The sequence below is a fragment of the Epilithonimonas caeni DSM 17710 genome (assembly GCF_000426465.1).
Taxonomy (GTDB): Bacteria; Bacteroidota; Bacteroidia; order Flavobacteriales; family Weeksellaceae; genus Epilithonimonas; species Epilithonimonas caeni.
This window is the reverse complement of sequence record NZ_AUFK01000009.1, coordinates 283620-302025: the sequence shown is the minus strand read 5'-3', so window position 1 is coordinate 302025 and position 18406 is coordinate 283620. Positions and strand designations below refer to the sequence as shown.

At 35.3% G+C, this 18406-nt stretch carries 17 protein-coding genes; 10 read left to right on the top strand and 7 right to left on the bottom strand.

The window, feature by feature from the left end; translation table 11 throughout:
* Positions 1–3 precede the first annotated feature (3 nt).
* The 4 genes from K319_RS0102680 to K319_RS0102665 all read left to right on the top strand — a co-directional run bounded on the left by K319_RS0102680 (position 4) and on the right by K319_RS0102665 (position 3545).
* Entirely contained in the window at positions 4–1170 is a 1167-nt protein-coding gene (locus tag K319_RS0102680; protein ID WP_027382215.1) for a methylmalonyl-CoA mutase family protein, read from the top strand.
* Entirely contained in the window at positions 1170–1616 is a 447-nt protein-coding gene (locus K319_RS0102675; protein ID WP_027382214.1) for a DinB family protein, read from the top strand. The genes K319_RS0102680 and K319_RS0102675 overlap by 1 nt, the downstream gene beginning before the upstream one ends.
* A 220-nt stretch (positions 1617–1836) precedes the next feature.
* The gene (locus K319_RS0102670) at positions 1837–2856 is read left to right on the top strand and encodes a pseudouridine synthase (RefSeq protein WP_027382213.1); all 1020 of its coding nucleotides are present in this window, start codon (positions 1837–1839) and stop codon (positions 2854–2856) included.
* Between the two features lie 44 nt (positions 2857–2900).
* The gene (locus K319_RS0102665) at positions 2901–3545 is read left to right on the top strand and encodes an alpha/beta fold hydrolase (RefSeq protein ID WP_027382212.1); all 645 of its coding nucleotides are present in this window, start codon (positions 2901–2903) and stop codon (positions 3543–3545) included.
* Between the two features lie 13 nt (positions 3546–3558).
* On the opposite strand, the gene K319_RS0102660 is transcribed toward K319_RS0102665, so the two are convergent.
* The 4 genes from K319_RS0102660 to K319_RS0102645 form a co-directional block, all read right to left on the bottom strand.
* Positions 3559–5964: a hypothetical protein gene (locus tag K319_RS0102660; RefSeq protein ID WP_027382211.1), complete on the bottom strand. Its 2406-nt coding sequence runs from the start codon at positions 5962–5964 to the stop codon at positions 3559–3561.
* Positions 5965–6075: 111 nt separating this feature from the next.
* A complete protein-coding gene (locus K319_RS0102655) occupies positions 6076–8295 on the bottom strand; it encodes an NADP-dependent isocitrate dehydrogenase (protein WP_027382210.1) in 2220 nt (739 codons plus the stop codon).
* 143 nt (positions 8296–8438) lie between these two features.
* A complete protein-coding gene (locus K319_RS20895) occupies positions 8439–9791 on the bottom strand; it encodes a cadherin repeat domain-containing protein (protein WP_051230378.1) in 1353 nt (450 codons plus the stop codon).
* A 7-nt stretch (positions 9792–9798) separates the two neighbouring features.
* Positions 9799–10248: a T9SS type A sorting domain-containing protein gene (locus K319_RS0102645; protein ID WP_027382209.1), complete on the bottom strand. Its 450-nt coding sequence runs from the start codon at positions 10246–10248 to the stop codon at positions 9799–9801.
* A gap of 93 nt (positions 10249–10341) precedes the next feature.
* On the opposite strand from K319_RS0102645, the gene tpx reads away from it, so the two are divergent.
* Both tpx and K319_RS0102635 read left to right on the top strand, forming a co-directional pair.
* Complete coding sequence (gene tpx, locus K319_RS0102640; protein WP_027382208.1) at positions 10342–10839, top strand: thiol peroxidase; 498 nt, start codon at positions 10342–10344, stop codon at positions 10837–10839.
* 67 nt (positions 10840–10906) lie between these two features.
* On the top strand, positions 10907–11479 hold the full coding sequence (locus tag K319_RS0102635) for a Crp/Fnr family transcriptional regulator (RefSeq protein ID WP_027382207.1): 573 nt from the start codon (positions 10907–10909) through the stop codon (positions 11477–11479).
* Positions 11480–11526: 47 nt separating this feature from the next.
* Here K319_RS0102635 and tatC read toward each other — a convergent pair whose 3' ends face one another.
* Both tatC and K319_RS0102625 read right to left on the bottom strand, forming a co-directional pair.
* Positions 11527–12345: a twin-arginine translocase subunit TatC gene (gene tatC / locus K319_RS0102630; RefSeq protein ID WP_027382206.1), complete on the bottom strand. Its 819-nt coding sequence runs from the start codon at positions 12343–12345 to the stop codon at positions 11527–11529.
* 37 nt (positions 12346–12382) lie between these two features.
* Complete coding sequence (locus K319_RS0102625; protein WP_027382205.1) at positions 12383–13342, bottom strand: KpsF/GutQ family sugar-phosphate isomerase; 960 nt, start codon at positions 13340–13342, stop codon at positions 12383–12385.
* A 186-nt stretch (positions 13343–13528) separates the two neighbouring features.
* Here K319_RS0102625 and recQ point away from each other — a divergent pair, with 186 nt between their 5' ends.
* From recQ to K319_RS0102605, 4 genes are read left to right on the top strand one after another with little or no spacing between them, the layout of a single operon-like run.
* On the top strand, positions 13529–15739 hold the full coding sequence (gene recQ / locus K319_RS0102620) for a DNA helicase RecQ (protein WP_027382204.1): 2211 nt from the start codon (positions 13529–13531) through the stop codon (positions 15737–15739).
* Positions 15740–15747: 8 nt separating this feature from the next.
* Positions 15748–16290, top strand: a complete 543-nt coding sequence (locus K319_RS0102615; RefSeq protein ID WP_027382203.1) for a hypothetical protein — start codon at positions 15748–15750, stop codon at positions 16288–16290.
* Between the two features lie 9 nt (positions 16291–16299).
* Positions 16300–17370: a glycosyltransferase gene (locus K319_RS0102610; RefSeq protein WP_027382202.1), complete on the top strand. Its 1071-nt coding sequence runs from the start codon at positions 16300–16302 to the stop codon at positions 17368–17370.
* 20 nt (positions 17371–17390) lie between these two features.
* Positions 17391–17846 carry an outer membrane protein assembly factor BamD gene (locus K319_RS0102605; RefSeq protein WP_027382201.1) on the top strand — a complete coding sequence of 152 codons (456 nt, stop codon included), beginning with the start codon at positions 17391–17393 and terminating at the stop codon, positions 17844–17846.
* A gap of 30 nt (positions 17847–17876) precedes the next feature.
* On the opposite strand, the gene K319_RS0102600 is transcribed toward K319_RS0102605, so the two are convergent.
* On the bottom strand, positions 17877–18293 hold the full coding sequence (locus K319_RS0102600; protein WP_027382200.1) for an NUDIX domain-containing protein: 417 nt from the start codon (positions 18291–18293) through the stop codon (positions 17877–17879).
* Positions 18294–18406: the final 113 nt, after the last annotated feature.

The window sequence follows — 18406 nt, the reverse complement described above, 5'->3', positions numbered from 1 at the left end:
AAAATGAGTTTCATAGAAAATACGCTGGAAGATTGGGAACAGCTTGTAAAGAAGCAGCTCAAAACAGAAAATATTTATGAAATTCTTACTAAAGATAATCTGGAAAATATCATTGTAAAACCATATTATCAAAATAATCTTGAGACAAAAATCCTTCCAAAAGTTGAAGAAAGCACACATCTTGTTGCAGAGTATCAGGATGGTCTGGAAGAACAGGCTTTTGCTTTTCTCTTGAATGAAAATGTTGAAGGTTTAGAGGAAAAAGCAATTTTCATCAACAATCCGGATTTAGCAGAACACATTTTAACAGAAGGAACCAATCGATATTTTTCTTTGATCGATGTTTTTTCTGATGATAAAAATGCGAAAATCAATGAACATTTGGCTGGTGAATTATTATCAAAATCATTTGAAAGACAGATTGGCGTTGATGTTAGTTTACATCAAAATGCCGGGGCTTCTATCATTCACCAATTGGTTTTTGCATTAGCGAAATCTAAAGAATTAGTAGAAAAATTTGGTCAGGAGATTCTTGAAAAATTGGTTTTCCGATTTGCAATTGGTTCTAATTATTTCTTTGAAATTGCTAAAATCAGAGCTTTCAAATATCTGTTCAATCAGCTTTCTAAAGAATTTGAAAAAGATTTGGTTCCTTATATTTTTGCTGAAACTTCATTCAGAAATAAAGCTAAAAATGATGCAGATAATAATCTGATTCGTTCAACCCTGGAATTGGCTTCTGCAATGATTGGCGGAGCTGATGCTGTTTTTTCTAATGATTATAAAATTGAAAATCAAACAGAGCTTTCAAAAGAAATTTCTTTCAAACAACAGATCGTTTTAGCTTACGAAAGTATTATCAATGTATTTGAGGATGCTTCTTCCGGAAGTTATTTTGTGGAAGATATCACGCAGCAATTTGCCGAAAAATCTTGGAAATTATTCATTGAAATCGAAGAAAAAGGTGGTTATCTTGAACTTTTAAGATCAGGTGAAATCCATAAAATGATTTTTGAACAAGCTGTGAAAGAACAAAGCTGGGTTGAAGAAGGAAAAATCAAATTAATTGGTGTTAATCTTTATCCTAAATTTGAAGTAAAGAAATCTATTGAAGAGCTTTATGACCTTAATGAAATAAAAGCTGTCCGTCTGGCGGAAATGTTTGAATAATGAAAGAATATTTTCAAAACCTTTTAGAATATAATCTGCATTATAATCAATTATTGATTCAGAATTTTCTGGTAAATAATTATGTGTGGACTGAGAAGAGCAAGAATCTTCTCAATCACATTCTGAATGCACATCAAATCTGGAATGCAAGAATCCTTAATCAAGATACATTTGGAGTTTGGCAAATCAATTCCGATGGAAAACTTTTGGACATCAATCAATCTAATTTCGAAAATAGCATCAAAATTCTGAACGAAAGAAATTTTGATGAAATCATCGCTTACAGAAATTCAAAAGGGGATGATTTTCAAAACTCGATTCAAGAGATTTTGTTCCATTTTATCAATCATTCTACCTATCACCGTGGTCAGATTGCAATGCTGATGAAGCAGGCCGGATTGGAGCCAATCAATACGGATTATATTTTTTACAAGAGAAATATATAGAAAATGAAATACTTTTTTCTATTAGTAAATAAAAATAGACTTTGAAAACTATTCAATCTATATTTTCTGAAAGAACTATGTGTCTATGAGGTAAATATTTTGTTCATAATTTGCCATCTTAGAATAAAATAAAGTTTTACATTATTCTCAAATTTCTTAAATATTAGCTAAGAATTCGTAACTCTTAACTAAATCACTATCTTTGCAAAAATTTTAGAAAATGAGCGGAGACGGAAATCAATCAGGTAGAAACAAAAAACCAAGACCATCTGGAGGTAGCAGACCTTCCGGAAACTCCCGTAGCTCCAGCGACAGTAGAGGAAATTCTGGAGGAAGCAGACCAACAGGCAATTCTCGCGGACCAAAAACTAAAAGAGGTGCAGACCGATTTGACAGCCGTGACAAATATGAAAATGGCGATAGAAAATTCGGACCGAAAAAACCTTTTAGCAGAGCCGAAAAAGACGAAGATAAAACGAAATCTTTTATTCAGAGAAGAAGATTCGAGAAAATAAGCAAAGAGGTTTTCAAAGATACCATCAGACTTAATAAATATATTGCAAATTCTGGGATTTGCAGTAGGAGAGAGGCAGATGAACTGATTACGCAAGGTCTTGTAGAAGTGAACGGAAAAGTGGTAACCGAAATGGGCTATCAGGTTCAGAAAACGGACAGAGTCGTTTTTGACGGACAAAACATCACGCCTGAAAAGCCAGTGTATGTTCTATTGAACAAGCCAAAAGGTTACATCTCGACAACCAAAGATGATAAGGCGAGAAAAACGGTTATGGATTTGACTGCGAATGCTTCTCCATACAGGATTTTCCCTGTTGGAAGATTGGACAGACAAACAACGGGTGTCATTCTTTTGACGAATGACGGTCATATGACAAAGAAGCTGACGCATCCATCTTTCAATATGAGAAAAATCTATCATGTAACGCTGGACAGAAAACTGACTAACGATGATATGAAAGCAATTGGTGAAGGAATCCGTTTGGAAGAAGGTGTTGCAGAAGTTGACAGTATTTCTTTCATAGAAGGGAAACCTAAGAATGAAATCGGAATCGAGATTCATATTGGTTGGAACAGAGTTATCAGAAGAATTTTTCAAAAACTAGGTTATGAGGTTGAAGCGCTTGACAGAGTAATGTTTGCCGGACTTACCAAGAAAAATATCAAACGCGGACACTGGAGGATCCTTACGGAACAGGAAGTGAACAACCTGAAAATGTTATAAAAAATTAAAAGGCTGAAATTTTCAGTCTTTTTTTATATTCGGATATGAGTAAGATTTATGTTTTCAGTGGTTTAGGTGTTGATAAAAGAGTTTTTGACAATATTAACTTCGAAACTTTGGATGTTGAATTTATAGATTGGATTGAACCTTTGGAAAATGAAAGCCTGGAAAATTATGCTCTTAGAATTTCGAAGAAAATTAATTATGTAAATCCAATTTTGATAGGGTTATCTTTTGGTGGAATGTTAGCTGTTGAAATTTCCAAAATCATTAAAGTCGAAAAATTGATTCTGATTGCTTCTGCAAAAAATAAGTTTGAACTTCCATTGATCTATCGAATATTTGGAAAATTGAATCTCATCAAATTAATTCCAAAAAAGATTTTCAAACAACAAAACTCAATAACCAATTGGCTTTTAGGAATCGAATCTGATTCTGAAAAACAACTTTTAAAAGAAATTTTACGAGATACGAACCTTGACTTTTTCTCCTGGGCAATCAATGAAATCGCAAATTGGAAAAATGAAACTTATCCTGAAAACTGTTTTCATATCCATGGGAATAGAAACAGAATTATTCCAATTAAAAATATAAAAGCTGATGTTATGATTGAGAACGGCGGACATTTTATGACTGTGAACAAAGCGAAAGAGATTGAAAATATTATAAAAAAAGCTTCTCAGATTTGAGAAGCTTTTGGTTTTATTTTATTTCATCATAATAAAGAAGCCTGTCATCTTTGTCAAAACTTATGATCATGATTTCTCTGTTTTTTGCTTCATCATTATTGAAGAATATGGCTCTCGCAGGAAGTCCTGATTCTTGAGTTAGATTAGGATTCCAATATAGTAGTTCACGTGTGTCCTTTGCAACTTTCTTGTAAGCATCACTGGTAATATCAGGCTGTTCGAATTCAGTTGCTTTATCATAGCCTCTTAGAATGGTTTTGTTGGTCTGTTCTTTTTTATCGTCTTTTTGGTCGGCCAACATATTCCCTCTTTTTGTATAAATAGCAACTGCATTACCAACCAGACCATCGTTCTTCAAAATTTTTACCATTGCAATATTGCTGACAGGAAGTGAGTTAATCATACTTGCATCAACAGGCATTTCATCCAAAAACAACTTTGCTTGTGAACCACGGATGCTTGGGACATAATTGCCGGAATTATCCATAGTAAAAGTTAGCCCTGCCGCTCTTCCCTGCAACCATTGCATAATGTTAAGGGAAGTTTGGGCATCTTGATTCTCATTGACCAGATCAAAAATAGTTGCATTCATACTGCTGAATCTTCCACTGGATAGTTCTTTATCTAATTTTTCTTTTAAATCGACTTTCTTTGCTGTTACCTTAACTTCTTCAATTAGGGTTTCCTCGTTTGCGGTTTTGAGGATTTGTTGATTTTTCTTGTTTTGAAGCGCTTTGGCAACGTCAGAACTCACTTGGGAATTCTGCCCAGGATCTACCAAACGATAATTGGTAGCTGGTAAATTGCCTTTGTAGATAATATTGTTTGTCAAAGGCTGGAAATAGATATTCACATTATCAGATTCTGAAGCTTTATTTTTCTCCTGATTCAGGTAATAAGAAACCGTCAAAGGCTCATCAAAATAAATATTATTGAGATAAATAAAACCATTATCATCCGTTACAGCTTGAGAAATCCCTTTGTCGGTTCCGCCCGTATTAAATAATAAATTGACACTTTTATTTGGAATAATACGACCATTATTGGTGACTTTTCCTTTGAAAGACAAATTGGATTCCGGTTTGTATTTGATTTCAGGCGTTTTTCCTGCTAGAAGAGAATCCCAATCAAATCGTTTCCAACTTTCCGAAATTAACAAAGCATCCAAAGCATCAGTATTAGCATTTTTTGAAAAATACTGAGCGGGTGAAAAAACAGGAGATGGAAAATCGCCTGTCAGCCAGAGAGAACTCAAGATATTATTGTTGTTTGTGCTTTCTGTTTTTGTATTTTCTTTGATTAAGACGGTATAACTTGGATAATCTGTATCCGGTTCTAATTCAAAACTGTTAAAGGCACGTGGGTCATTGTTGAACGATGTTGAAACAAAAGTCGGTTGTTCAATTATCAGGTTTTTTGGTTTAATGAAACAAAGCCTTTTAGCAACCACTTCTTCCTTGTCATTGAATATCACCAATTGTAAAACCGCATTTTTGTCATCACTGACCTTTGTAGGAATTTTACTGGAAATTTCTGCTGAAGTATTTTTGATGTTAGCTCTGTAGACCATTTGATTATTAATGATTCCAACAATGCTGTGGCCCTTCAGACCTTCCGGAAGATTATTACTTTTTAATGCATAATTGATTCCGTCGTTATCACTCGCTATCTGAAGATTAACTCCAGAATCAGAAACAGCTGGCAAAGCAATGGTTTGTTTGGTTCCTTTATTGTCCTCAATAATGACTTTGTAAGTTTTTCCTGCTTTTGGTGTAAGATTGAATGCACTCACATTTTGGTCGAATCCTTTGAAACTGACAATTTTTTCAGCAGGTTTTTCAGCATCTATAACATATCCGCTCCAGCTCGCAGGCGGAGTACCTTGTGAGAATAATCTTACAGCAATTTTCGTATTGATATTCTCAACAAAAGTTCCACTTTCTGGAAAAACATTGGCCGTCCATTTTATGTTTTTATCAAGAATCAATCTTTGTTCAGATTTCGGGTTGTAAATCGGAACCTGCCTCATAAAATTGAACTCCTCAGGAAAATTTGCCATCCAGGCCGTGTAGGCCCGAAAAAAATAAACATCTTCCTTTAAAGCTTCGGTCAATGCAAAAGAGCCATCGCCTTCGCCGTTTTTGAGTGCAATTGTTCTTTTGTCTACCAGATTTTTATTGTGGTCATATAATTCAACAAATAGTGTATTAGAAATGGCCGAACGCCTGTAGCCATCAAAAACGAATGACTTAAAATAGATATTATCTCCAACTACATAGTTGTCTTTGTCCAAGAGAACATAGACTTTCTCTTGAGTGTAATTCTGTTCCAGATTCTGAATAGCTTTATCTATTCTTCCCTGAGCTTTAAACGGCAAAATTCCAACAACATAAATAAAAAAAATAAAGATTTTTTTCATATCAAAAAGCGTCATAAATATTAATTTTAATTTCCCTCTGCAAATTAATTAAACAAAAGAAAACCCTCAACATTTGTCGAGGGTTTTATATTAATTTTAACAAGAATCGGATTAGATTCCGTTGACGATTTCATTCAGCGTTGCAGAAGGTCTCATTGCTTTGTCCGTTTTCTCGAAATCAGGTCTGTAATAACCATCGATTTCCTGAGGTTTGCCTTGAGCACCGATGAGCTCTTCATTGATCTTGCTTTCATTTTCTGTCAAAGCTTTTGCAAGTGGAGCAAATCTAGAAGCGATATCAGCATCTTTAGTTTGATTTGCTAAAGCTTCTGCCCAATAAGTTGCCAGATAGAAATGTGAACCTCTGTTATCAATTGTTCCCAATTTTCTTCCCGGAGATTTATCTTCTGCTAAGAATTTTGCGTTAGCTTCGTCCAAAGCATCAGCCAAAATCTGAGCTTTTGGATTATTCTGAGTCTGAGCCAAATGTTCCAAAGAAGCCTGCAGCGCTAAGAATTCACCCAAAGAATCCCATCTCAGATAACCTTCTTCGATAAACTGTTCGATGTGTTTAGGCGCAGAACCTCCAGCACCAGTTTCGAACAAACCGCCACCGTTCATCAAAGGAACGATAGACAACATTTTTGCAGAAGTTCCAAGTTCCAAAATAGGGAATAGGTCGGTTAAATAATCTCTCAAAACGTTTCCAGAAACCGAGATGGTATCTTTGCCTTCTCTTGCTCTTTTAAGCGTTTCCGTCATTGCATCTTTCACATCTAGGATTCTGATGTCGAGTCCGGTTGTATCGTAATCTTTAAGATATTTCTCAACTTTTTTGATGATTTCTCTATCGTGAGCTCTTGCTTTATCTAACCAGAAAATAGCAGGCGTATCAGATAATCTTGCTCTGTTTACAGCTAATTTTACCCAATCTTGGATTGGCGCATCTTTAGTCTGACACATTCTGAAGATATCATATTTCTCTACTTTTTGTTCCAAAAGAACGTTTCCGTTTTCATCAAGAACTTTTACAGTTCCGTCGGCTTCTGCCTGGAAAGTCTTGTCGTGAGAACCATATTCTTCCGCTTTTTGAGCCATCAGACCAACATTAGGAACAGAACCCATTGTTGTTGGGTCCAGTTTCCCGTTCGCTTTCATATCATCAATTGCTGCCTGATAAAATCCTGCGTAAGAACGGTCCGGAATAATAGCCACTGTGTCGTCTTCAGCACCGGTTTTGTCCCACATTTTCCCTCCATTTCTGATTAATGCAGCCATAGATGCATCAACGATGATATCAGAAGGAACGTGGAAATTAGTGATGCCTTTGTCAGAATTTACCATTGCAACTCTAGGTCCGTTTTCAAGAGCTTTCTCGATGTCAGTTTTGATTTCAGCTTCTTGAGGAATTCCTGCAATTTTATCGTAGAGATTCTGTAATCCGTTGTTTGGATTGATATCCAGAGATTTGAAAGTCTCAGCATATTTAGCAAAAACATCTTTAAAGAAAGTTTCAACAATTGCTCCGAAGATAATTGGGTCAGAGATTTTCATCATCGTTGCTTTCAGGTGTGCAGAAAGGATCACGCCTCTTTGCTTTGCTTCATCGATTGCTGTTTGAACAAATGCTTTCAGTGAATTAAGGTTCATTACAGAAGAATCGATTACTTCACCGGCCTTAAGGTTTGCGAAATCTTTAAGAACTTTCTCAGAACCGTCATTCCCAAAGAAAACAATTCTGAATTTTCCGTCAGTTTCAACAGTAGTGGAAGTTTCTGTTCCATAAAAATCGCCGCTGTTCATATGAGCTACGTCGGTTTTACTGTCAGCAGCCCAAGCTCCCATTTTGTGTGGATTTGCTTTGGCGTAGTTTTTAACTGCTTTTGGTGCACGTCTGTCAGAATTTCCTTCTCTTAGAACAGGATTAACAGCAGAACCTAGAACTTTAGCATATTTAGCCTTGATTGCTTTTTCTTCTTCAGTTTTTGGTTCGGCAGGATAGTTTGGAACGGCGAAACCTTTGGATTGTAATTCTGCAATCGCCTCGTCCAACTGAGGAACGGAGGCAGAAATATTTGGTAATTTAATAATGTTTGCTTCAGGAGTGGTCGCCAGTTCACCCAATTCTGCCAAGGCATCTCCGATTTTTTGGTCGTCTTTCAGGAACTCTGGAAAGTTAGCCAGGATTCTCCCTGAAAGTGAAATGTCTTTTGGAACGATGTTAATATCTGCAACCGAAGTAAAGGCCTTAACGATAGGCAAAAAAGAATGTGTTGCAAGCATTGGCGCTTCATCCGTAAGCGTGTAGATAATTTTTGATTTTTCTGACATTATAGTAGTTGATTTTATTTACTGTTTTTCAAAACATACAAATTTAGTGTTTTTATAATAATTTTATGATACTGAAATATGATTTTTGAGTGTTTTTCTTGTTAATTATACACAAAAGACTGCTTATTGCAGTCTCATTGTGTTTATTGTTTTTGAACCGTATAACTTGATGTTGTGAAATCTAGTTTTACAGAATAACTACCAGGTTCTGGAATGTTAATAAAACCTTGTCCAGCAGGAGTAATAATATTATTTTGCCCTCCATATTGAATTGTACCATTCCCAGAATAAGAATCTGTAAAATATATTACAGCAGGATGAGCTGTCGTAAAAGTTCCATTGTAAATGCTTGCGGCAGGAGAAGACATTGTTATTGACTGATTACCACTTGTTCCATTGGTATAATATACCTTCATATAAAGATTTGATGGTGGAGTGTACCAAGGGACATAAGAATAACTACCAGAGCCGTTGAAATTAATTTTAGTTTTTAATACATTATTTCCAGGCAGGACAATCTTTGGCCCATTGTAATCTAAGCTTCCATCCGCTAGATTATCTCCAAAATCATTACTGCCAATTTCCACATAATAACTCATACTGCTTGGATATACATTCTGCATATTAAAATTTGTATAAGAAGGAGTAGAGTTGTCTAATTTCATGGTGTAATCATATCCAAATTTTACATTTATAGAAAAAATTTGATAATAACTATTATTTTGGTCAATTGCGATTCGATAATAACCATTAGAAGGAATTGTGATGGCATTTCCATTCTTAACAATATTTCCATTTAATCCATCATTTCCACCATATATAACATTTCCTGTTTTATCTGCTAAGAATTTAATTTGGTCTCCTGCTTTTAAATAAATAAAACCATTATAACCCGAGCCAAATGGTTGTACGTTCTTTCCAAATTCTAATGCAGAAGCTGGTGACCAATTATTAAAAGAACCATAAAGATATAAATTAGAAGCCGCTGTGCTTGAAGAATTGGAAGTTGGTAAAGATAATTGACCATTATCGTTGACATTTAGCTCATAAGGAGTTCCATTTGGAGAAACCAAAGTAATTCCTTGCCCCGGACCAGTCACAACAGTTTTACTGACCTGAGCATAAGGAACACTCATCAGCTGATTTACGCCAACATTAGTATAATTACTTCCACCAGCTGGGTCCATTTCTACTTTTACAAATTTGGTATTCGTTCCCCAATTGATTCCGCTGAAGTTTCCTGTAGTTGCAGTTCCTTGTCCGATATTAAGGTTAACCAAACCTTTGGAATTGGTTGTTTTTGTATGAGTCTCAGTATATAAAACAGTTCCTGTTGCAGAATTGTCCAGAATGCTAATTCTTAATTTGACGTTTCCATTAGCAATTGGAGCACCTGCAGAATTGAAAGCAATTGTCTGATAACTGAAAGCCTGTGGAACTTGAGAGTATGCGAATGAAGCTAAAAATAAACTTAAAGCGGTGTAGAGTTTTTTCATTTGGTTTTTATTTTTTTATAATTTTAATAGGTTTGATGTCCGTGTTTGTGAAATAAAGCAGATAGATTCCTGTATTAAGCGAACGCAAATCTATTTTATCCGATTCGATTCTTGTTCTTAAAATCATTCTGCCGGAATTGTCATAAATCACAGCTTCATCAATTTTATTTTTTGAGCTTAATTTTAGATTGATAAAATCGGTTGTTGGATTAGGATAGATTCTAATTTCATCCTTCAAAATTTCATTAATTCCTAAAACCTTTAGAGTTGTTTGGTATAAGATTCCCATTGTTCCGGAACTTGCATCGTCCGGATTAGACGGTATTACATAGATTTCTCCTACAGAATGGTTGAAGGAATTCTCAGAAACAGCACCGGAATTAATATTCCCAATGACCGACTGAGCGCTTCCTAACAAAGGAAAAACCAGTAATACACCTAGATTGAATTTTCTCATTGTGTACATAATAGTTCGGGTGCGAAAATAAGGAATTTTGTTGGTGCTTTAATTATAAAAATTCTCTAAATTTGGAATTCAATATAAATTATTATGTCACAAATTACATTCAAAGGGAATCCGATCCATACTGTTGGAACTTTGCCGGAAGTTGGAGCCACTGCTCAGGAATTCACATTAGTTGGAGCTGATCTATCAGAAAAACACTTAGCAGATTATACAGGCAAAAAAGTGTTGCTGAATATCTTTCCAAGCATTGATACCGGTGTTTGCGCTGCTTCTGCAAGACAATTCAACAAAGAAGCGAGTTCTTTGGAAAATACTGTTGTTATCAATGTTTCTAGAGATCTGCCTTTTGCATTGAACAGATTCTGTGCAGCCGAAGGTCTCGATAATGTAGAAGTATTGTCAGATTTCAGAGGAAATTTCGGGGAGGATTATGGTGTGACCCTGGATGATTCTCCATTGAGGGGGTTATTGAGCAGAGCTGTGATTGCTTTGGACGAAAAAGGAACGGTAATCTACACAGAACAAGTTCCGGAAATAGGACAGGAACCAAATTACGAAGCGGCTGTAAATGCCTTGAAATAAAAATTTTAATAAAATTATTCTTTATAACGGGAAATCTATTATTTTAGATTTTCCGTTTTTTTCATTTATGGACGTTTTAAAAAATATTTATCAGCATCCCGCATTTTCCGAAGAAGACCTTAATCTTATCTTCAACAAACACCAAAAAATCAATTGTAAAAAAGGTGATTTCTTTCTGAAAGAGAATGAGATCTCCGATGATTATTTTGTTTTGGAAAGTGGCGTTGTACGTTCTTTTGTTTATGATATTAATAATGATGATATCACGATCAATTTTTTCACGATTAATGATATTATCATAGAAGCATCATCTTTGTTCCAAAGAATTCCATCGATAGAAAACATCCAGGCAGAGACAGATTGTGTGGTCTGGAGGATCGGTTATGATGATTTTCAGGAATTGTTTTTGACCATTCCCGCACTTACGGAATGGGGAAGAGCGTGGATGTCTTATCAATTATTCTATCTGAAAAACCGTTCTGTAGAAATGATAACCAAATCAGCTACAGAACGTTATCTGAACTTAATTCAAGAAAAACCCGATGTCCTGAAATTTGCACCACTTAAAAATATAGCTTCTTATCTGGGAATTACAGATACGTCTCTCAGCAGGATCAGAAAAGAGATCGTGAAAGGATAATAAAAGATCAGCAATATAACTGCTGATCTTTATTTTATACCTGAGTTTTAATTTTCGTTTTTCAGATCCTGCCTTTGGATTTTTTTATAAATAAAGTTCGACATCAGAACACTTATCTCGTAAAGAATGACGAGAGGAAGTGCGGCTGCCATCATACTCAGAACATCAGCAGGTGTAATGATCGCTGCAACTACCATTATCAGGACAATAGCGTGTCGTCTGTAAGTTCTGAGGAATTTTGGTGTCAGTATTCCGATTGATGTTAAAATATAAACCGCAATTGGAAATAGAAATACAACACCCATCCCTAGTGTAACTTGCAAGAATAGAGTAGTGTAATCTGACAGATCGAAAAGCTGAACGATATTATCTGAAACCTTGAACAGCAACCCGAAATTGATCGCGAATGGCAAGATCAGAAAATAGCCCGTCAAAACACCGCACATAAACAGGATCCAAATAGAATTGATATAGAAAATAGAATTCTTTTTTTCTTTAGGCATCAATGCCGGACTTATGAATTTCCAAATTTCCCAAACGATGTAAGGAAAAGCTAAAACCAATCCGGAGAAAATGGAAACCGCCATCATGACATTGAACTGTTGAAACAACTGCTTCTGCTGAACACTGAACTGTGCCGGTAGAACAAAACTGTCATTGCCCGTCAGTTCTCTGGAAAAATGATTCACAATCCGGAATGTCAAGAAGTCATTTCTTGTAGGTCCGAAAAAAATATGGTCCATTACCCAATTGATATTGAACCCGACGATAACCGCCAAAATCACAATCGCCAGAATAGATCTTACCAAATGTGCCCTTAGTTCTCCGATATGTCCAAGAAAGGACATTTCCTTTTCTTCACTCATTATTTTATAAAAGATAAATGATTATTGATGAATGATTTTAATTGATTCCTTCGTCCAATAAAGTGTGGATATCAATGATGCCGTAATATTTCCCTTTGTCGGTAACGATCAATTGACCAATATTATATTGTTTCAAAATTTGCATGGCTTCTTTTGCAAGATGGTCCTTATCGATGCTTTTGGGATTTTTGCTGATGATGTCAGAAGCTTTTACTTTGGAAATATCATCTTGGTCAAGGAGCATTCTTCTGATGTCCCCATCCGTGATCACGCCGACAATGGTTTCGTTTTCAATAACAACAGTGATCCCGTGTTTTGAACCACTTACCGATATGATAACATCTCTGATGCTTGATTCCGGAGAAACTTCCGGTTTATTCTGAGAAACAAATTGCTCCACTTTTGCCGTCAGGTTTTTACCAAGACTTCCTCCGGGATGAAACTTCGCAAAATCAATATCCTTAAAACCTTTCAGCTCCATCAAACAAACCGCCAAAGCATCGCCAAGAGCCATTTGAACAGTTGTAGAACTGGTTGGGGCTAATTTATTTGGACAAGCTTCTTTGTCAACGTGGGTATTGAGAATAATATCAGACGCTTTTCCAAGTTTGCTTTCCGGGTTTCCTGTCATTCCGATCAAAACAGAAGAATACTCTTTCAGAAATGGTAAAAGATTAACGATCTCCGGAGAATTCCCCGAATATGAAATGCACAAAACAATATCCTGTTTCTGAATCACTCCCAGATCTCCGTGAATAGCCTCTGCTGCGTGTAAAAACTGAGAAGGTGTTCCTGTGGAATTAAGTGTTGCAACAATTTTATTTCCAACATGTGCCGATTTACCGATTCCGACAACGATCAGTTTTCCTTTTGACTCATTGATCGCCAAAACGCTTTTGATGAAGCTGTCGTTTAATCTGTCACGCAGTTTTTGTAATTCACTAATTTCTATATCTAATGCCTGATGGGCATTGGAAATGATTTCTTTTGGATTCAAAACTTTTAAAAATGTTTGATTATTTTTTTTACTAATATTTATTTTGTATCTTCACGCTAATAATTTTAACAAGAAATGAAGTTTTAGGGCTTCATTTTTTTATCCACTAAAATCAAGGATTCTCTTGTTAGATCTTAGTCGTTTAACTTTCAACAAAATGCAAATTTAGCAAACAATATCTTAAGGATGGACACAAAAGACATCAACTTATCTGCAGAACTGAAAAAATATTTTGGTTTTTCTAAGTTCAAGGGACAGCAGGAACAGATTATCAAAACTCTTTTGGGAAATAATGATGTATTTGTATTGATGCCGACTGGAGGCGGAAAATCTCTTTGTTATCAGTTGCCTGCACTTATTTCGGAAGGAACAGCTATTGTTGTTTCCCCTCTTATTGCATTAATGAAAAATCAGGTTGACGCTGTTAATGGACTGTCGTCCGATGAAGGTGTAGCTCATGTTCTTAATTCGTCTCTCAACAAATCACAGACAAAGCAGGTTATGGATGATATAACGGCTGGTAAAACCAAGCTGTTATATGTTGCTCCGGAATCTCTCATCAAAGAAGAATATCTCGAGTTTCTGAAAGCTGTTAAAATATCTTTTGTTGCTATTGATGAAGCACACTGTATCTCGGAATGGGGACACGACTTCCGCCCGGAATATAGAAATCTGAAAGGCATTATCGATAAAATTGCCAATGTGCCTGTCATCGCTTTAACTGCGACTGCAACACCTAAAGTACAAGACGACATTCAGAAAACTTTGGGAATGAACAATGCTTCGGTCTTCAAAGAAAGCTTCAATAGGGCCAATTTGTTCTATGAGATCCGTCCAAAAGTGAACGTGGATAAAGAGATTGTAAAATTCATCAATCAGCATAAAGGGAAATCTGGAATAGTCTATTGCCTTAGCCGAAGAAAAGTAGAAGAATTTGCTCAGCTTTTGCAGGTCAACGGTATCAATGCTTTACCTTACCACGCAGGTTTGGATCAAAAAACAAGGGTTCTCCATCAGGATAAATTCTTAATGGAAGAAGCGGATGTGATCGTTGCAACCATAGCTTTCGGAATGGGAATCGATAAGCCTGATGTTAGGTTTGTAATTCATTATGATATTCCGAAATCTCTGGAAAGTTACTACCAGGAAACCGGTCGTGCAGGCAGAGATGGAGGAGAAGGTTATTGCCTGGCATTTTATGACCCTAAGGATATTGAAAAATTAGAAAAATTCTTAGCTCAGAAACCTGTTTCCGAAAGAGAGATCGGACTGCAATTGCTGAACGAAGTTGTTGGCTATGCCGAGACATCGATGAGCAGGAGACAATACCTTCTTTATTACTTCGGGGAAAAATTCGATCCGGTAAAAGGTGAAGGTGCAAAGATGTGTGACAATTCACAAAATCCACCAAAACTAAAAGATGCGACACAAGACCTGAAAAAAGTTTTGGAAATGATCAAGTCTTTGGGTGAAAAATTCCGTACAAAAGATCTGATCTCCATTATTGCAGGAAAAGAATCTGCTGTTACCAAATCTTACAAATTAGAACAGACTGATTTTTTTGGTTTTGGAAAAGCAGAAAGTGATAATTACTGGAAATCGATTATCAGACAAGCTACCGTTCAGGATTATCTTAAAAAGGATATAGAGACCTACGGCGTACTGAAACTTTCTGAAAAAGGGAAGGAGGTCATCGATGGAAAGTCCAAAAATACATTCCTGATCGCAGAAGATAGAGAATACGACCTTTCCCAGATCAAATCAAAAGCAGATAGTGAACAGGTACAGACCCAAGCTGGTGGCGGACTTGACCAGTTATTGTTTGGACAATTGAAGGAACTTCGTAAGACCGTGGCTAAAAAACATGGGATCCCACCGTACACGGTTTTTATGGACCCAAGTCTGGAAGATATGACGGTCCAATACCCGATAACTGTAGAAGAAGTAGCGAAAATCTATGGCGTAGGAGAGGGTAAAGCCAGAAAATATGGAAAAGAATTCGCTGATTTCATCAAGAAGTATGTTGAAGATAATGAGATAGAAAGAACTCAGGATATGGTGATGAAACAAGTGGCAAACAAATCCAGTCACAAAGTTTTTATCATTCAGAATACGGATAAGAAGATCGATCTGGAAGATATTGCAAAAGCTAAAAATCTTAGCATGACAGAGCTTCTCTCCGAAATGGAAAGCATTATTTATCAAGGCACAAAACTGAATATCGATTATTATATTGATGAAAATTTTGATGAAGATATCGTAGAAGAATTTATGGACTTTATGAAAAATTCTGAAAGCGACAGTATGAAAACCCTTCTGGCAGAGTATGGAGATGACCTTACCGATGAAGAAGTGCGGATTCTTAGGATCAAGTTCATAAGTGACGTAGCTAATTAGAATAAAATATGCATCTCAACGACAACGAAATTATTTTAAAAGAAATTCTTCCCAAAAAGAGTTTCTTTTTTAATTTAACAGAAAAAATCAGAATAGTCTTCTCATTTTTTTATTTAGCTATTTCCGTAGTACTTCTTTTTAATATGGTTTTCCCTCTTTTCTTTTTTGCAATTATTGTGTTTTTTACAGCCTTGTATATTACAATTTTTAGATGGGTTTTAAGATATTTTGATTTAAAAAATAATTATTATGTTATCACAAATCAAAGAATAATTATTGCTAATAAGAAGAATGATGAAATTGAAAAATATAAAAATATCAAGGAAATTGACCAAGTAAATATAGAAATGAATAAACATTTTTTTGGAAATATTATTTTTGGAGAACCTGAAAATATTTTCGGATGTAATGATGAACCTTTTTCTCTTTTTAAAAGATATGGTATGAATTTCTCGGAAGATAAATATGCATTTTTAAGTGTTGAAAATATCAATGAAATTGTATCCATATTTAAAAACCTGTCATTAAAAATTAATAAAACTTTTTATTAATTTTGATAGATGAAAAAATCAATCATTTTCATATTGCCCGATTTGGAGACCGGAGGTGCAGAGCGCATTATTACAACGATCGCAAATCATCTTCCGAGAGACCGATTTTCTCCATCAATTCTTTTGTTGAGAAAAGAAGGTGCATATCTTGATTTTTTGAAACCGGACGTTGAGATCATTGATATTCAAACACCAAGGATCAGACATTCTCTAAAACCAATTCTTCTGGAGATCAAACGCAGAAAACCTGATATTGTATTTTCTGGATTTGGAGAGGTGAATGCTTATTTGTCATTATTCATAAGATTATTTCCTAAAACAAAATTCATAGCCAGAGAGACCAATGTCGTTTCTCAGCACGTTACCAGAAAAGAGATCAGATTTTTCTACAAATTCTATAATGGTTATGATAAGATCATTGCTCAAAGTAACGATATGCAACATGACCTTGTTAAAAATTTTGGTATCAAGAAAAAAAAATTGGTTAAGATCAACAATCCGGTTGATATCAATTTCATCGAAGAAAAACTGAATGGATCAGAACGTCCAATTGAATTCTCTCATCAGTACAAAAATGTGGTTGCTATTGGAAATCTTTCTGCCAGAAAAGGATTTGACAATCTTTTGAAAGTTTTCTCCAGGCTTAAGAATCAGAATATTTTGCTTCATATTCTTGGTGATGGAAAAGATAAGGAAATGCTTTTGCAGATGAAAGAGATGCTGGGATTGGATCACGTGATCTTTCACGGAAAGAAAAGCAATCCTTACCAATATCTCAAATATGCCGATCTGTTTGTTCTGTCTTCGCGTTATGAAGGTTTTCCCAATGTCCTTTTAGAAGCTGGAGCTTGTGGGATCTATTCTTTGGCAAATAATTGTCCAGGAGGTATTGATGAAATCATCTTGGATCAAATCAATGGTGAGATAGCAAATATCGACGATTATGATAGCTTTGCTGAAAAAATAAAACATGCTGTACATAAAAATAATAACAAAGAAAATATAAAAGAATCAATCAAAAACAGATTTTCTAAGGATATTATCCTGCAAAAATATGAGGACCTTCTTTGGAATATTTAAAAATTCAAATTAATTAAGTTATGATGAAAAACGTATTTATCTTATTTTCAATATTACTTTTAATTGGTTGCAATTCGTCAGTTAAGTCCGGCGACTCAACGCTTAATGAAGAGGTTCCTTATAAAGAAGCGAAGAATTATTTTGTAAAAAGTAATATTGATGCAGCCATTGGCAGTCCCAAGTTTGAAACACAACAGGAATTTGAAAAGGTTTTCGGAATGGCGACAACAATGGGAGAGAACGGAAAACCGACACCAATTGATTTTTCTAAAGAATTTGTGGTGGCTCAAATCGAAGATCCTTCAACTCAGACCATAGAACTGAAACCTGTTTCAATAAGAAAAAATAGCAATATCCTTGAAATAAAATATAAAAGGATCGCCGGTGAAAATCAATCCTATACGACCCAGACAGCAATGATCCTGATTATTGACAGGAAGTACGAAGGCGATGTCAATTTTGAAGAAGTTCAATAATTATAAAATTAAATAAAAAATTCCAGGATCTTAATTCTGGAATTTTTGTTTTGCTATGTCAAAAACACGTTTATCAATTGGTAATGGGAAAGGATTTTCTCCTTCCAGCGGAATCCATTCTGTTTTTTCGATACAAGGGTCAAGAATCAATAGGTCTTCTTCATTTAGGATTTCTGCCAAATAATAAACCGTTAAAAGTTGTTCATTATCTCTGAATCGGGAAACCAAAAAATCATCTTGTGTATAAAAATGCTCCTTGATCTCGATCTCAAGATTCAGTTCTTCTTGAAACTCCCTTTTAAGGCATTCTAGGGTGCTTTCTCCAAATTCCAATCCGCCTCCCGGCAATTTTAAAAGGTGGTCTCCGGCATATTCCTCGTGAAGCGCCAGAACTTTGCTATCTTTTATACAAAGCGCATACACCCGAATGTTGATCTTGTCTATCATCAGTTATTGATTTCGAATTTTAAAGTTATGATTTTTGTTTTTAATAGCAAGGCCTATTTGATACTTTATACGCTTTTTTACGTATTTCAATAATTAATTAATAACTTTAAATT